The organism is Bacillus marinisedimentorum (genome assembly GCF_001644195.2).
Taxonomy (GTDB): domain Bacteria; phylum Bacillota; class Bacilli; order Bacillales; family Bacillaceae_O; genus Bacillus_BL; species Bacillus_BL marinisedimentorum.
In genome coordinates this window covers 115,011-130,140 of the sequence record NZ_LWBL02000030.1, presented here as the reverse complement: position 1 = coordinate 130,140, position 15,130 = coordinate 115,011, and the positions used below count along the sequence as shown (strand labels likewise).

Below are 15,130 nucleotides of genomic sequence, written 5' to 3'. Positions count from 1 at the left end.
TATCCGTTCCCAGCTACAATCATAGCTTTCTTGAATTAAATGTTCAAGCACTCAAAACAGCTGAAGAACGGTTAATCAATTCTACTATTGTATTATATCTCTTTTCCCGTGAATTACGAGCCCAAAACAAAAAAGATACAGCAATCCGGCTAGCTGTATCTCTCAGTGTTTGTGTCCTTTATTTGAATGTTTTTTCTGTTTCAGCTTTTCCGGCGTCACGTCATTTCCGTTTGGATCCACTATTTTCACATTTTGCAATGTGCGGTCAAAGTTTCCCCGGAAAGCCTGCAAATATTCTTCCCGCAATTTTTTTTGCTCTTTTACTTCTTCCGGAGTCAAGCCATCACGTTTCGACTTGCGTGCCAACTCATTGATCCGGTTTATTTTTTCAGGTGAAAGCATCAAAAAACTCCTTATACATAATAATTAGCCCATTAAGGGTTTTTATTTTATCATGTTTGGTTTTCACAGTCTACTCCCCAGCATTCCCATCATCCATCGACCCCATGTATTCCTGATAGCGCCTGTTGACCGTAGCCTTCGAGATGCCAAAACCAAGCCCCCGCAGGGTGGCAGCAATTTCAGCAAAGGTCAGGCCATTGTTCCGCAGCCTGACAATTTCTGATACCGGCACTTCCTTCCTTTCCCTTCCCGGACCGTGATTCCTGCTGGTCAAGTTTTGCTGCGGCCTGTATCCATTTGCAACCGCCCGCTTCATACCACGTTTGATTTTGAGATTATGGAGCTTACGCTGATATTCTTCTACGATGCTCACAATATCAAGAACCATAGAATCCGCTTCCGACAGTTTAAGTTCACCTTGATGGGAAATCGTATGAATTTTGATGCCGAGTTTTTGCAGCGTATGCAGAAGAGCAATGCGTGCATTCCCTCTGCCAAGCCTTGTCTCATCCTGGATGAGCAAAGCATCCGCTTGCCCTGTCTGAAACAGCTCAAGAAAGCGGAATACACCATCGCGGTCAATTTCATAACCGCTTTTTTTCTCTTCTATCATTTCGACTATGTGTATGTCCAGTTCACCGGCAAGCTTCGTTAACTCTTCATTTTGCCTGGCGATTGAAGTCTCCTGTGTATTTTTATCAGTACTGACTCTGCAGTAAAGGACTGCATTCATGTTTGATCACCTGTATGTTCTTTTATTTTATGAGGGTGTCCAAAAGCCCATCTGTCATAATTCATAAACGTTGTCCCTTCCGCATATGTGTAACTCTATTTCTTTATTGCACTCTGGATTGCCGGTGCCGCCTCAGTCTTTTTCGACCGGAATGAGAATTTTCTGTCCTGGATAAATAGCGGACCGTTCCACGTCGTTATGGTCAGTGACCCAGCCGATGAATTCCTCAGCAGTGTAAACATGATGGTCGTGGTATTCCTCAGCAAGCCCCCAGAGTGTATCTCCCTTTTCTATCGTTACTTTTATGTAATCTTCCCTGTCAAGCGGCGCTGCCATCACCACTGTAGCTGTTGTAAACAGGATCATGAAAATAAATGCAGCGACAAATGTCATATCGATTTTGCTTTGCATCTTTCTATTCCCTCCCCAAGAATATACGTTCGCTTTTGTTGAGTTCATTATAAAGGGAACAAATGTTTCCGTCAACGGTTTTTCGAACTTATGTTTGTATGCTGGACAGGGACATGGTATACTTACGGTAAGAAAAGGAAACGAACGGGGTGCACAAAATGACAAAACTCTCAAAACGCCAGGAGGAAATCCTGAATTTCATTAAAGAAGAAGTCCATCAAAAAGGCTATCCCCCTTCCGTCAGGGAGATCGGCGAAGCAGTCGGGCTTGCTTCAAGTTCTACTGTACACGGACATCTGGCACGGCTTGAAAAGAAGGGCCTGATCAGGAGGGATCCCACTAAGCCTCGGGCAATCGAAGTCCTTGGCACCCAGTCCGCCCAGGACATCCCTGTCAGCCGGACAGTCAATGTTCCTGTTATCGGTAAGGTAACTGCCGGGCAGCCAATTTCAGCAATCGAAAACGTGGAAGAATATATGCCTTTGCCTGAGCGGTTTGTCGCAGCGGCGGATGAAAATGTTTATATCCTAAATATCGTCGGAGACAGTATGATTGAAGCGGGCATTTATGACGGAGACATGGTCATCGTCCGCCAGCAAAGCACCGCGAACAACGGTGATATCGTTGTCGCCATGACGGATGAGAACGAAGCTACTGTAAAACGTTTCTTTAAAGAAAAGGACTATGTCCGCCTCCAGCCTGAAAATTCCACAATGGATCCGATCATCCTCCGGAATGTAAGCATCCTCGGAAAAGTGGTCGGCGTCTACAGGATGGTTCATTAAGCAGCGGATGCTGTTTTTGCTGTCATCCCGCAAACCGCCATCTTTACTATAGGAATATGAAACAGCCGGTCACACTGCCGGCTGTTTTTTTTTGAGGATATTTAAAAAGCCCCCCGTCTCCGGGAGGCTTTGTTTCTGTCTTAATATGTTGTAAAGTATTGTTCACGTTCCCAAGGGTGAACCTGGGTCCGGAACATATCCCACTCAATTTCTTTAGCTTCGATAAAGTGTTCCGATGCATGTTTGCCGAGTGCTGTCATCAGTACTTCATCTTTTTTCAGCAGCTCAAGTGCTTCTTTCAGTGTGGAAGGAAGATCGTTGATTCCGATGCTCATTCGTTCATCTTTGTTCATCACATAAATGTTGCGGTCGACAGGAGACGGCGCGGACATATTGTTTTTGATGCCGTCAAGTCCAGCCGCAAGCATGACCGCCATAGCCAGGTAAGGGTTCGCTGCCGGATCGACACTGCGGACTTCAATCCGGGTCGAAAGGCCGCGTGAAGCAGGTACACGGACAAGCGGGCTTCTGTTTTTTGAAGACCAGGCAACATAACAAGGCGCTTCATACCCGGGAACAAGACGCTTATAGGAATTTACCGTCGGGTTAGTGATCGCGGTAAAGGATTCAGCGTGCTTGAGGATACCGGCTACGAAATGACGGGCCGTATCGCTGAGCTGCAAGTCTCCTTCAGTATCATAGAACGCGTTTTCGCCATTCCTGAACAGGGACATGTTCGCATGCATTCCAGATCCATTGACGCCAAAGAGCGGTTTCGGCATGAAGGTTGCATGAAGGCCGTGTTTCCGTGCGATTGTTTTCACAGCCAGTTTGAATGTCTGGATGTCATCACAGGCCCGCAAAGCAGAAGCGTATTTAAAGTCGATCTCATGCTGGCCGGGTGCAACTTCATGGTGTGATGCTTCAATTTCAAAACCCATATCCTCGAGTTCAAGGACGATATCACGACGGCAGTTTTCGCCGAGGTCGGTCGGTGCAAGGTCAAAATATCCGCCTTTATCGTTCAGTTCGAGGGTCGGTTCACCGTTTTCATCATTTTTAAACAGGAAGAACTCCGGTTCAGGTCCAATGTTGAAGTCGGTGAAGCCGAGCTCTTCCATTTCTTTGAGCATGCGCTTGAGAATGCCGCGCGGGTCTCCTTCAAACGGAGTGCCGTCCGGATTGTAAATATCACAGATCAGGCGGGCCACTTTTCCTTTCTCAGATGTCCACGGGAAAATGACCCATGTATCAAGATCAGGGAAAAGGTACATATCAGATTCTTCAATACGGACAAAACCTTCAATGGAAGAACCGTCAAACATCATTTGATTGTCGAGTGCTTTAGGCAGCTGATCTACCGGGATTTCTACGTTTTTGATGATTCCAAGCAAATCTGTGAATTGGAGTCGGATAAATTTTACATTTTCCTTATCAGCTAAATTCAGGATATCTTCTTTTGAATACTTAGACATTTTGCTATTCTTCCTCCCACTTTTTTATAAAGTCATCAACGGCTATATTTGCCATTAATGGAAAAACCTTGATAACTCTCCTTGACGCAGGGACGCTTTGTTATACCTGCCGGCATGTTGAAGCTCATTTCTCAAAATGTCACGCAGCTGTTCATCGGTCATTTCCGGTTTTGCTGCTTTTTCAGCTGCGGGAGCACGAGTCTCCTCCTGTCTCAGGACAATCTCTTTGATGCCGGCCATATTGATGCCTCTTTCAATCAGCTCCTTGATTTCAAGCAGCCGGTCAACATCATTGAAAGAAAACATGCGCCTGTTCCCTTCTGTACGCGCAGGGCTTACCAGTCCGTGTTCTTCATAATAGCGAATTTGCCGGGCTGATAATTCTGTGAGTTTCATGACGATTCCCATAGGAAAGAGGGGCATGTTGCGGCGTATGGTATCACCCATTGCAACTCCTCCTTTTCAGAACATTCCTTATTCAATTACTAACAGTTTATCTTATGTAAGGTATGTTGTCAAATGGATGTTAGGTTTTCTCACATTATTTTTTTTGAGGAGACTTCCCCGGGGGAATTGCAAGCAAAATGAGAAAAAGGGCTTCAGCCCTTTTAACGTCAACGCCGGTTCATAATTTGATCAGCCCATCTTCCTCTAGCCGGTCAACTGCCTGGCATACTGCAATTTTCACATGCTCATAAGTCAGACCGCCCTGTACGTATGCGGTAAAAGGCGGCCGGATCGGCCCATCGGCTGTGAGCTCCAGGCTAGCCCCCTGAATGAAGGTTCCCGCCGCCATGATGACGTCATCTTCATAGCCCGGCATATAACTCGGATGCGGTGTCACATGGGAATTGACGGGTGAAGCGAACTGAATCGCCTGACAGAACGACACCATGCTTTCAGCATCATCAAATTCTACGGATTGAATCAAATCAGTCCTTTTACTATTCCATTTTGGAGATGTCCTTAAACCTGCTTTTTCTAAAAAGGCAGATGTGAAAATCGCCCCTTTTACCGCCTGGGCAACAATATGTGGTGCAAGAAAAAATCCTTGATACATTTCCTGGAGGCTGTATAGAGATGCACCTGCTTCGGCTCCGATTCCCGGTGATGTCAGCCTGTACCCGCATAATTCCACCAGATCGGCCCTGCCGACGATATAGCCTCCTGTTTTAGCGAGTCCCCCACCTGGATTTTTAATAAGTGAGCCGGCCATTAGATCTGCTCCTGCGTGAGCCGGTTCCATCGTTTCCACAAATTCTCCGTAACAGTTATCAACGAAAACGATGATGTCTTCTTTGAGATCCTTTACAAAATCAATCATTTCCCGGATTTCTTCAACTGTATAAGATGGACGTATGCCGTAGCCTTTGGAACGCTGAATTCCGATCATCTTCGTATTGGATCCGATCGCTTGTTTTACAGCGTTAAAATCAACCATCCCCTCTTCAGTCAGATCGATTGAACGGTATTTGATTCCGAACTCTTTGAGCGAACCTTTCCCGTTTCCGCGGATGCCGACGATTTCTTCAAGGGTGTCATAAGGGCGGCCTGTTATGTAAAGGAGCTCATCCCCCGGGCGGAGAACCCCGAATAATGCGGTTGATATGGCATGGGTGCCGGAAATGATTTGTGGCCGCACAAGTCCCGCTTCGGCGCCAAGCGCCCGTGCATATACCCTTTCCAATGTGTCCCGGCCGGCATCATCATAGCCGTAGCCGGTCGAGGGTGTGAAATGAAAATCACTTACCTGGAAATGACGGAAGCTTTCCAGGACGCGGAATTGGTTCGATTCAGCTGTTTGATCAGCTATCCGGTGAAGCGGTTCGATTTGTTTTTCGATTTCATTGGCGTATTGCTCGATTTTACTGCTGTTTGTAAAATGTTCGTACATGCTGCTATTCTCCTTTATTTTCAGCCAGTTCTTTATACAATGGCACGTGCGGGTGGATATACCCCGTACAGCGGTAACCTGTTTCAGCTTCATCGTATGTTCTTTCCTGCAGGATCGTTTCGGCAGCGAGCCGCGCAAGAAGGCGCCCGTTATTTTCATTGACAGTCACATCGTAAGCGGTCATTTCCTTAATCAGGCAAGATTGGACTTCCGCTTTCAACCGGTTGATATCCTCTTCTTCGAATGCACTGATCAGCAATTTGGAACCGGCACGCGTTCCGGGAATAAAGTCTTCAAGCATTTCATCCTTTTTGTTATAGACTGTAAGAATCGGAATGTCGTTGACCCCTAGGTCTTCGAGCAGTTCATACACTGTTTCTTCATGATTGAAATGATCCGGGTTCGATGAGTCCACGACATGAACGATTAAGTCTGCCTCCTTAACTTCTTCGAGGGTTGACCGGAAAGCTGCCACGAGGGTTGTCGGCAAATCCTGGATGAACCCGACAGTGTCGGTCAGCAAAACAGTTGCCCCAGATGGAATAATCATTTTCCTCGTTAACGGATCAAGGGTAGCAAACAGCAGATCCTCCTCAAATGATTCCGCTTCTGTCAGCTTGTTGAACAGGGTTGATTTTCCGGCATTTGTGTATCCTACAAGCGCTATCTGGGTCGCTCTGTTCCTTTTTCTCCTTTCACGATAGCGCTCCCTATGTTCGACGATGACCTGAAGCTGTTTTTTCAAGTCATCGATACGGCGCCTGATATGGCGGCGGTCCGATTCCAGTTTGGTTTCACCCGGTCCCCTCGTCCCGATGCCGGCACCAAGCCTGGACATTGCTTCACCCTGCCCGCCGAGTCTTGGCAGCAAATATTGAAGCTGGGCAAGCTCGACCTGCAGCTGGCCTTCCCTCGACTTTGCCCGACCCGCGAAAATATCTAGTATGAGCTGGGTCCGATCGATGACCCGCTGATGGAATAAGCCTGATAAGTTTCTGATTTGGGAAGGGGATAATTCATCATTAAAAATAACGAGGTCTGCATCCAACTCATCGGCTGCTGCCGCGATTTCTTGGATTTTTCCTTTTCCAATGTAAGTCGCCGGATCGATTTTCTGTCGTTTTTGTGTATATACTCCTGCGACCTCCCCACCTGCTGTACCTGTTAAAGATGCCAATTCATCAAGTGAGTACTCGATCCTTTCTTCCGTGTCCTGTTGCAGCCACGATGCGACCAGCACAGCTCTTTCTCTGTCTTTTACATGATCCATGATGCATCCCGCCTTTCAGCATCCATTTTTCTTTATCATAGCAGAGGCAATAAATAGTTGTTGCACTTTACGCTTAGAACCATTACTATTTTCAAAGGATTACTTCTTGTATATCCTGAAATGACTCGATTTAAAAGTAGGTGCTTGAATGACTTGGGAAGTTTTTAATATGATCGGCACTCTCGCGTTCGCGGCCAGCGGGGCAATTGTTGCCATGGAGGAAGACTACGACCTTCTCGGTTTTTATATACTTGGTTTTGCGGCGGCATTCGGGGGTGGGGCTGTCAGGAATTTGCTGATCGGCATACCGGTGTCAGAGCTCTGGGCCCAAAATGAACTGTTTATCGCGGCAATCGTTTTCATTACACTCATTTTTTTGTTTCCCCGTGTCATTTTACCACACTGGCGCAAATGGGAAAGTTTTTTCGATGCCATCGGGCTGTCGGCGTTTGCCATACAGGGAGCGGTTTATGCCTCAGGCATGAACCATCATATCAGTGCAGTGATTGTTGCTGCTGTCCTTACGGGAAGCGGCGGCGGAATCATCCGAGACATCTTGGCCGGCAGGAAGCCGGTTGTGCTCCGTGATGATGTGTATGCGGCCTGGGCTGTTCTCGGGGGACTCATTATCGGTATCGGACTTGCAAGCAGACCTTTTGAACTTTACTTTCTTCTTGCGGCGCTTGTTGTCCTGCGCATGCTCTCCGTTCATTACCGCTGGAAGCTGCCCTCGATGCCCACTCAGCAAAACGACCAGCATCTTCAGTAATAGTGTGACAGACCGGAACAAATGCGCAAGGCGCCCGCTTATGACGATAGCCGCTGGCGCCTGGTGCTGGATGATTCCCTCCTGGCTTTTTATCCACAACGCTTATATAATTTCCTTAACAATGAAAAAACTCCGGCGCTTCGGCCTAAGTAGTTCCGTTTGGGTGGAGAAACATACGAAATAGCAGACCAATTAGCAGACCAATTAGCAGACCAAATCACATATGATTTGGTCTATTCTTTTTTCCTTGTATATCAACGATTATTGGAGATTGACGCTCGAATTAGCATACAAAATCACACCCCAAATAATATAATGTCAATAGCTGTTGTCAATGTACTTTTTCCTATGTGAATTGGTATGTTATTTGCGATGCTTATTTTTTTAAAACCAAGAGGGTAATTGTTATTTTATGTTAAAGTAAATGTAGAGTTTGTGGAAAAATACAATTAACGGGCAGGATAGTGGAAGAAGGAAAATGACATTCCTGAAGTTTGTCCGTTCCTTTCCGTTGCAGGCATTCGCTTTCCGCGGGGCGTCCGGCAAGCCTCCTCGCTGCGCTGCGGGGTCTTTCCTGTTCGCTAGTCCCGCAGGAGTCTCATGCCTTCCACTCCAATCCACTTAGTTGCCAGGCCAAACATTCCAATCCCATTTTAATGAACGTTTTGATCAAGCATCTATCAAGCGATCATATCGTACAAGCCAAGCGATAGATGATAAAAGTGCCTCAAGTCAGAGGAGTTTAGATCATTATAATTATATCCCATCTACTCTGGTACCAACGCGAGGCAAGAAGGATCGGTATACGATATCCGCTATGAAACGGTTGCTTTTCAACCATTCGTTGCCTTTGATGGTGTAACAGGCGATTTCAGCAAAGCGAAACAAACGATATGCAGGAATGTTGATACTGCCAACCATGTCGCGTTATCTTCATTCCAGCGCTGTTTCTCTTTTTAAGTATTTCAATTTATTACGATGTGGCTTGGAAACGTTGCTCATTCACCAGTTGATTGGAGCGGAAGGGGATGAGACTCCAGCGGGAGTAGCGGGACAGCTGAGACCCCGCAGCGTAAGCGAGGAGGCTCAGCGCCCGCCCCGCGGCAAAGAAGACACTGTGAGTGCGACCGGAGGGAAGCAGGAACAGATGTCGCCCTTGTGCCCTTGGGTGAAAGCGAACCCCCTGCAGCGGAAATCAACAGGTACCATCACATTGCAAAAAAGTATGTGAAAGCATACTGAAGTTGGACCTTATTCAACAAACGGGGGCTTTAATTGAATAAAAGAATATAAAAAGGACGCTTGGAAAATAAAAATCCAAGCGTCTTTTGTTTGCTATTTGTACTGTTAATTATGGTGCTAAAAGTAGTGTGTTTTTGCATGTCATTTAACATGTTAATTTAGATTTTCTCCACAGTATCGGAACTATTTAGCTTCGGCCGGAGTTTTTAAATTACTTCACCTTATCAAGAACGTCAATAAGTGTCGCTTCAATTTCTTCAGCGATTCCTTTCAAATTGCCGTCATCCACCATGCTGATCATGGCAGTAGGCTTCGGCAAACCGATTTTTGTCGTGCCGCCTTCCTCGTAAACGACGATTTTACAAGGTAAAAAATAGCCGACCATGTGATTTTCCTGAAGGACACGATTCGCCTCAAACGGGTTGCAAACTTCAAGAACCTTGTATGGCTGCTGGAAGTCAAGGCCTTTTGCATTCAATTTTTCCTTAATGTCAAACTGCCAGAGAACACCGAATTTCACTTCCTGAAGTGCCCCTTCTAGCGATTCAATTGCCTGGTCCATGCTTTTGTCTGTTTCAACTGTGTAATGGAACATTGGCTTCCCTCCTGTTTTATATTTGTTACGTTTATTTTTACCCTCACTGGTATGATACAAAACAGACGGTATACTGTCAAAAAATTCGGTCTACAATAAATGACGGTTTCATTTTGCCGGCAGCCGCAAATCATGGCTTCTCACAGTCATCAACTCCGTCTTATCTGCCTGTTCATCCATTAATAAGCGCATCGCATGGGCGCGTATCGATTTTTCTATGATATTTCGGATATACCTGGCATTGGAGAATGCTTCACCCGCTGCTCCGACTTGAAGCTGTTTCAAATGCTCCTTTAGTTTGTGCTCCGCCTCCCCGGAAAATACATATTGCCTTTCTTCCATCATCTTTCCTGCAATCTCCAACAGCTGGCTCACTGTATAATCAGGGAAGTCAATGACGATCGGGAACCTGGAGGGCAAGCCCGGATTCAGCGACAAAAAATGTTCCATCTCATTCGAATAACCCGCAAGGATTAGTATGAACGTATCTTTATGATCTTCCATCGATTTGACGAGCGTATCTATCGCTTCTTTGCCAAAATCTTTTTCACCGCCGCGTGCAAGTGAATATGCTTCATCGATAAAAAGGATGCCGCCCTGTGCTTTTTTCACGAGATCCCTTGTCTTTTGGGCGGTGTGCCCGATGTATTCACCGACAAGATCGGCTCTTTCCGCTTCAATCAGATGCCCCTTGGACAGAACATTCAGTTCAGCAAATAATTCGGCCAGGAGCCGCGCCACCGTTGTTTTCCCTGTTCCCGGATTCCCTTTGAACAGCATATGCATCGACTGCCTGCCCGTTTTCAATCCGAGTGCTTCCCGTTTTTGACACATATTTAACCAGGCATAGATTTCTTTTACATTCGTTTTCATTTCACTTAGTCCCACGAGCCCATCCAGCTTTTCCTCTATCCGTTTCAGCGGTTCTGGGGCAGGGGCGGGTTTTCGCACGGGTACCGCCATGGCAGCCGGATGCTTTTTCGGTTTCGGTCCTGAATTGCTCCGATCAAGCACGATGTTGATTTGTCCGTTCTGCTTTAAAGTGACTGGCTGTTCCAGAACTCATCACCTCGCATTCAAAAACAGTATACGCACAAACGCCCAATGTGTGACAAAGGCCCATAACGCCAAACAAGGAAGATTTTTCCCCTGCATATACAACTGTGTCACTTCTTGCGCTTTCCCAAGCAATATCACCGCATGTAGCAGCCGGCGCCTAATTTGATATAATAGGATAAAAGCGGAGGTGGCATGATGGAAGAAACACATCCCCTGCCTGATTATGCTGCCGATTACCTTGATGGATTAGTTTTAAAAAACCGGCAGCCATCAACAATCAAGCGATACACATATGATCTTGAGGATTTTTTCCGGTGGATGAAAAAGAAATACAATGATACTTCGATCGACAAATGGCAAAATCTCACGGGAGCAGACCTGGATGATTTTTTTGCTCATCTGATCGATGAGCGGCATTATACCAGTTCGACGGTGAACAGAATTTTGACCGTCCTCAAACAGCTGTACCGTTTCCAGGCCGCAAAAGGAGCCATATATGAAAATCCGATGGAAAACATGACGATTGCACCCGGAACTCCGCGTGCTCTCATTCCATCAGATTTTATGACGGGGAAGGAAAAAGATATCCTCCTGGCTGTTGTTCCCGGCAATAAAGGTCTGACAGAAAACCAGTTGAAGGGACGGCACTTGCTTATCGACCGGAACCTGTCCATTTTTTACTTATTGATGGAGTATGGCTTGACACTGCACGAGCTTGCAAGCTTGAAAATGAAAGATATGCATTTTGAAGACAATACACTGTTTATCCCTTCCGTTTCGAGCAGGTCTCGCAGAATTCCGATTTCCACTGATGTGAAAAAGCAAATTTATAAATACATCAAACAGGTGCCGGATCCTGTCCGTCCCCGTTACAAAAGTCACGATCCCCTGTTTGCCGCCTTTGACTTCCAGAGGCTGACATACAGGTGGGTATATGAAACTGAACAGCCGAAAGGACTGACGGAAATTGCGATTCAGAAAATGATAAGGGAAGAGGTGAAACGGGCGGAGCTAAGAAAAGGTCTTTCTGCACAGCACATGAGAAACAGTGCGGTTTTAACAAAGCTGCTGCTCGGCTGGCCTGAAGAAAAAATAATGGACACATTCGGCTTTAAAACCCCCGTATCATTGCGACGCTATCAAACCTTTCTTCATCAATATGAGGATGAACTGGAATTGGCCGGCGGCGGAAAGTGATCGGGATAACGCAAAAACCCGCTGCGAATGCAGCGGGTGAATCAGCCGGAATCTATCCTTCAAGGTCGAGCTGGACATTTTTTTGCGGTGCGAATGTCGATATGGCATGTTTATAAATCAATTGCTGTTTCCCTTCGGAATCCAGTAATACAGTGAAGTTGTCGAAGCTCTTAACAACTCCTCTCAGCTGAAAACCGTTGAGCAGATATACTGTAATCAGTGTATTGTCTTTTCGCAATTGGTTTAAAAATTGGTCTTGAATGTTGATCGCTTGTTTCATTACCGGGTCCCCCTTTATTGATCTCTACTCTTGTTTTATTCGCTCAAACATTCAGCTTTCCTGCAATATATTCAAAAATTTCGTTTTTAACTTCATCAAATGGAGCGTTCCCCTCTGCCACCGGTGTCATGTCGAACCATTCCACATCCATTTTATTACGGAACCAGGTGAATTGCCGCTTTGCATAGCGGCGGGAATTCTGTTTCAAGTTTTCAATTGCCTCTTCATATCCTGCCTTCCCGTCAAAGTAGTCGAATATCTCCTTATATCCGATAGCCTGTACAGATTGTGCATCACGCAACCCGCTGTCGTATAAGCGCTTCACTTCAGCAAAAAGCCCCTGCTCAATCATGAGGTCAACACGCTCGTTGATGCGCCGGTACAGTACTCCCCTGTCCATTTCCAGGCCGATGAGCACATAATCATATGGAGATTCATTTGTTTGCTCCATGTGGTACTCGGTCATCGTTTTTCCCGTTGTCCTGTGGATTTCAAGAGCCCTTATCACCCTGCGTAAATTGTTGGGATGAATTCTGCCTGCGCTGTCAGGATCGACTGCGGCAAGTTCCTTATGGATTGACTCGGGTCCTTCCGCTTCCGCCTTCTGTTCAAGCTCCTTTCTGTAAACTTCATCCGAAACCGCATCAGCAAATTGATAACCAAAAAGAACAGCCTGGATATACAGGCCGGTACCTCCGGCAAGTACGGGGAGCCTCCCTCTGTTGTTGATGGTGGAAATGAGTCCTGTGACTTCTTCCTGAAACTCAGCTGCAGAAAAAGGTTCGGCCGGTTCTTTTATATCAATTAAATGATGGGGAACACCTTTCATTTCATCTCTTATTACCTTTGCCGTGCCAATGTCCAATCCTTTATAGACTTGCATGGAATCGCCGCTGATAACTTCACCGTTGAATGCAAGCGAAGTTTCGATGGACAGTCTCGTTTTTCCGACTGCTGTCGGCCCAATGATAGCAACCACTTTTTCTCTCATTTTCATCACTTCACAATTCTTGGCTTTTTTTCAACTTTTCATACATGCATTCGAATGAAAATCAACGTTATGACAATCAGAACCGTTACATGACCCGTTTGAACATCTTTTCCATTTCATAAGTTGAGTAATGGATGATAATCGGTCTTCCGTGCGGACATGTAAATGGATCACTGGATTTCCGCAGCGTTTCCAGAAGTGCAAAAATCTCATCATCCCGTAAATGTCTGTTTGCCTTTATCGCCCGTTTGCATGACATCATAATGGCCGCTTCTTCACGGAGCTTCTTGACATCAACTTTATTCATGTGCAAAAGCTGGCTGATCATATCTTCGATCGTTTCCTGCTCATGTCCACTCGGAAACCATGACGGATGGCTGCGGACGATATATCCCTGGGGCCCGAACGGCTCCAGGAACACCCCGACCTCTTTTAGACTGTCTGAATATTCATTGATTTTCAGCGCTTCTGCCCTTGTGAATTCAAAGGTGAGCGGCACTAACATTTCCTGCACTTCATCTGTTATCTCGCCTACCCTTTCGCGGAAAAACTCATAGTTTATCCGTTCCTGGGCCGCATGCTGGTCAATGATATACAATCCTTTTTCATTCTGAGCAAGAATGTAGGTTCCATGCATCTGGCCGATCGGATACATGACCGGCACCCGGCTTTTTTCCTGTCCTGAACGGGAAAAAGTGCTGCTTGGCTCTTTCTTTGTATCCTCGTCCATTGATGTTGCACCTGAGCCTTCATGAACTGTTTGGGTCTTTTCTGTTTCGTTTAAAGACACATGGAGCGTATCAGAAGAAAGGCGGCCGCTGTTCCCGTTGAGAATTTCGGTGGCCATTTCAAGGATATCAGGTTCGTTCCGATACGGATTTTCATCCGCTTCAGATCCGGCCGTTTCCCCTGCCTCGTTTCGGTATCTCTCTGTTTTCCCGCTTTGGTCACGATGTTCAAAAGTAAAGTGCTGCTGTTCTTCGTTTACTTTTTCCTTATACTTCCTTGAAGCCTGGACATCAGGAATCAGCTGCTGATCCTTCATGACGTCCTTGATAGCGGACTCCACAAGCTCATTCAGCTCTTTTTCTTTACTCAGCCTAACCTCCAGTTTTGCAGGATGGACATTTACATCCACCAGAAGCGGATCCATCTCTATATGCAATAAGACGATCGGATAGCGGCCGATCGGAAGGAGCGTATGATAACCGCTTTGTATCGCCTTGACAAGCGGATAATTTTTAATGAAGCGTCCATTGATCAGCGTTGAAATGTAATTTCTGGATGCCCGCGTCACTTCAGGAAGCGCGATATACCCGCTGATCCTGAAATCAAGTGAAGAAGATTCGATCTTCACCATTTTTTTTGCCACTGAAATCCCGTACACCCCTGCAACAACCTGCAAGAGGTCGCCGTTGCCGGTCGTCTGCAGCATCTTTTTACCATTATGGGTCAGCTTAAGGGCTACTTCAGGATGAGAGAACGCAATCCGGTTGACAACATCGGAAATGTTGCCAAGCTCTGTATGGATTGTTTTCATATACTTAAGCCGGGCTGGCGTGTTATAGAAAAGGTCAGTGACGGTAATATCGGTTCCTTTGCGTCCGGCTGATGACTCATGTTTGTCGACCGTTCCGCCTCTGATGACAAGATGGGTGCCGGGGCCGTCTCCTGTACACGTCTTCATATCGACAGAGGACACGGAGGCGATACTCGGAAGTGCCTCTCCGCGGAATCCGAGTGTCCGGATTCTGAACAGATCGTGTTCATCTTTAATTTTACTTGTCGCATGCCGTTCGAACGCGAGAAGAACATCCTCTTTTTCGATGCCCGCCCCGTTATCAACGATGCGGATTTTCGACAGCCCTGCCTCTTCTACTTCAATGTCCACTCGAGTACTTCCGGCATCAATAGCATTTTCAAGCAGCTCTTTCACGACTGAGGCGGGCCGCTCGACCACTTCCCCTGCAGCAATTTTGTTCGAAAGGTTCTCATCCATCAATTGAATTTTTGACAAGGATCCCACC

The 15,130-nt window shown here is 46.3% G+C and carries 15 protein-coding genes; 3 read left to right on the top strand and 12 right to left on the bottom strand.

Annotation, left to right across the window (positions count from 1 at the left end):
- Window positions 1-162: 162 nt before the first annotated feature.
- The 3 genes from A4U59_RS09765 to yneA all read right to left on the bottom strand — a co-directional run bounded on the left by A4U59_RS09765 (window position 163) and on the right by yneA (window position 1,546).
- Window positions 163-402, bottom strand: a complete 240-nt coding sequence (locus A4U59_RS09765) for a DUF896 domain-containing protein (protein ID WP_066173254.1) — start codon at window positions 400-402, stop codon at window positions 163-165.
- Between the two features lie 70 nt (window positions 403-472).
- Window positions 473-1,135: a YneB family resolvase-like protein gene (locus tag A4U59_RS09760; RefSeq protein ID WP_066173250.1), complete on the bottom strand. Its 663-nt coding sequence runs from the start codon at window positions 1,133-1,135 to the stop codon at window positions 473-475.
- A gap of 132 nt (window positions 1,136-1,267) precedes the next feature.
- Window positions 1,268-1,546, bottom strand: a complete 279-nt coding sequence (gene yneA / locus A4U59_RS09755) for a cell division suppressor protein YneA (protein WP_157888161.1) — start codon at window positions 1,544-1,546, stop codon at window positions 1,268-1,270.
- Between the two features lie 158 nt (window positions 1,547-1,704).
- Here yneA and lexA point away from each other — a divergent pair, with 158 nt between their 5' ends.
- Window positions 1,705-2,331 (top strand): transcriptional repressor LexA, encoded by a 627-nt coding sequence (gene lexA / locus A4U59_RS09750; RefSeq protein WP_066173247.1) that lies wholly within the window; start codon window positions 1,705-1,707, stop codon window positions 2,329-2,331.
- 140 nt (window positions 2,332-2,471) lie between these two features.
- On the opposite strand, the gene glnA is transcribed toward lexA, so the two are convergent.
- The 4 genes from glnA to hflX form a co-directional block, all read right to left on the bottom strand.
- Window positions 2,472-3,806, bottom strand: coding sequence for a type I glutamate--ammonia ligase (glnA, locus tag A4U59_RS09745; protein WP_066173244.1), 1,335 nt, complete (start codon window positions 3,804-3,806; stop codon window positions 2,472-2,474).
- A 54-nt stretch (window positions 3,807-3,860) separates the two neighbouring features.
- Window positions 3,861-4,253 carry a MerR family transcriptional regulator gene (locus tag A4U59_RS09740; RefSeq protein WP_066173242.1) on the bottom strand — a complete coding sequence of 131 codons (393 nt, stop codon included), beginning with the start codon at window positions 4,251-4,253 and terminating at the stop codon, window positions 3,861-3,863.
- 178 nt (window positions 4,254-4,431) lie between these two features.
- Entirely contained in the window at window positions 4,432-5,700 is a 1,269-nt protein-coding gene (locus A4U59_RS09735; RefSeq protein WP_066173239.1) for a methionine gamma-lyase family protein, read from the bottom strand.
- Between the two features lie 4 nt (window positions 5,701-5,704).
- Window positions 5,705-6,970 (bottom strand): GTPase HflX, encoded by a 1,266-nt coding sequence (gene hflX, locus A4U59_RS09730; protein ID WP_066173235.1) that lies wholly within the window; start codon window positions 6,968-6,970, stop codon window positions 5,705-5,707.
- 148 nt (window positions 6,971-7,118) lie between these two features.
- Here hflX and A4U59_RS09725 point away from each other — a divergent pair, with 148 nt between their 5' ends.
- Complete coding sequence (locus A4U59_RS09725) at window positions 7,119-7,739, top strand: trimeric intracellular cation channel family protein (protein ID WP_066173230.1); 621 nt, start codon at window positions 7,119-7,121, stop codon at window positions 7,737-7,739.
- A 1,453-nt stretch (window positions 7,740-9,192) separates the two neighbouring features.
- On the opposite strand, the gene A4U59_RS09715 is transcribed toward A4U59_RS09725, so the two are convergent.
- Together A4U59_RS09715 and spoVK are read right to left on the bottom strand one after the other, a co-directional pair.
- Complete coding sequence (locus tag A4U59_RS09715; protein ID WP_066173226.1) at window positions 9,193-9,576, bottom strand: DUF302 domain-containing protein; 384 nt, start codon at window positions 9,574-9,576, stop codon at window positions 9,193-9,195.
- Window positions 9,577-9,684: 108 nt separating this feature from the next.
- Window positions 9,685-10,635, bottom strand: a complete 951-nt coding sequence (spoVK, locus tag A4U59_RS09710; protein WP_066173222.1) for a stage V sporulation protein K — start codon at window positions 10,633-10,635, stop codon at window positions 9,685-9,687.
- 195 nt (window positions 10,636-10,830) lie between these two features.
- Between spoVK and A4U59_RS09705 the strand changes: the two genes are divergently transcribed.
- A complete protein-coding gene (locus A4U59_RS09705) occupies window positions 10,831-11,832 on the top strand; it encodes a tyrosine-type recombinase/integrase (protein ID WP_066173219.1) in 1,002 nt (333 codons plus the stop codon).
- 52 nt (window positions 11,833-11,884) lie between these two features.
- Here the strand turns inward: A4U59_RS09705 and hfq are convergent, their stop codons facing one another.
- The 3 genes from hfq to mutL all read right to left on the bottom strand — a co-directional run bounded on the left by hfq (window position 11,885) and on the right by mutL (window position 15,120).
- Complete coding sequence (hfq, locus tag A4U59_RS09700; protein ID WP_066173217.1) at window positions 11,885-12,112, bottom strand: RNA chaperone Hfq; 228 nt, start codon at window positions 12,110-12,112, stop codon at window positions 11,885-11,887.
- A 43-nt stretch (window positions 12,113-12,155) separates the two neighbouring features.
- Window positions 12,156-13,103 (bottom strand): tRNA (adenosine(37)-N6)-dimethylallyltransferase MiaA, encoded by a 948-nt coding sequence (miaA, locus tag A4U59_RS09695; protein ID WP_066173344.1) that lies wholly within the window; start codon window positions 13,101-13,103, stop codon window positions 12,156-12,158.
- A gap of 85 nt (window positions 13,104-13,188) precedes the next feature.
- Entirely contained in the window at window positions 13,189-15,120 is a 1,932-nt protein-coding gene (gene mutL / locus A4U59_RS09690) for a DNA mismatch repair endonuclease MutL (protein ID WP_066173213.1), read from the bottom strand.
- Window positions 15,121-15,130 lie beyond the last annotated feature (10 nt).

Bases quoted from the DNA above. Each gene is read 5' to 3' on its own strand.
- A4U59_RS09765 (WP_066173254.1), bottom strand. From the start codon at position 402: ATGCTTTCACCTGAAAAAATAAACCGGATCAATGAGTTGGCACGCAAG.
- A4U59_RS09760 (WP_066173250.1), bottom strand. From the start codon at position 1,135: ATGAATGCAGTCCTTTACTGCAGAGTCAGTACTGATAAAAATACACAG.
- yneA (WP_157888161.1), bottom strand. From the start codon at position 1,546: ATGCAAAGCAAAATCGATATGACATTTGTCGCTGCATTTATTTTCATG.
- lexA (WP_066173247.1), top strand. From the start codon at position 1,705: ATGACAAAACTCTCAAAACGCCAGGAGGAAATCCTGAATTTCATTAAA.
- glnA (WP_066173244.1), bottom strand. From the start codon at position 3,806: ATGTCTAAGTATTCAAAAGAAGATATCCTGAATTTAGCTGATAAGGAA.
- A4U59_RS09740 (WP_066173242.1), bottom strand. From the start codon at position 4,253: ATGGGTGATACCATACGCCGCAACATGCCCCTCTTTCCTATGGGAATC.
- A4U59_RS09735 (WP_066173239.1), bottom strand. From the start codon at position 5,700: ATGTACGAACATTTTACAAACAGCAGTAAAATCGAGCAATACGCCAAT.
- hflX (WP_066173235.1), bottom strand. From the start codon at position 6,970: ATGGATCATGTAAAAGACAGAGAAAGAGCTGTGCTGGTCGCATCGTGG.
- A4U59_RS09725 (WP_066173230.1), top strand. From the start codon at position 7,119: ATGACTTGGGAAGTTTTTAATATGATCGGCACTCTCGCGTTCGCGGCC.
- A4U59_RS09715 (WP_066173226.1), bottom strand. From the start codon at position 9,576: ATGTTCCATTACACAGTTGAAACAGACAAAAGCATGGACCAGGCAATT.
- A4U59_RS09705 (WP_066173219.1), top strand. From the start codon at position 10,831: ATGGAAGAAACACATCCCCTGCCTGATTATGCTGCCGATTACCTTGAT.
- hfq (WP_066173217.1), bottom strand. From the start codon at position 12,112: ATGAAACAAGCGATCAACATTCAAGACCAATTTTTAAACCAATTGCGA.
- miaA (WP_066173344.1), bottom strand. From the start codon at position 13,103: ATGAGAGAAAAAGTGGTTGCTATCATTGGGCCGACAGCAGTCGGAAAA.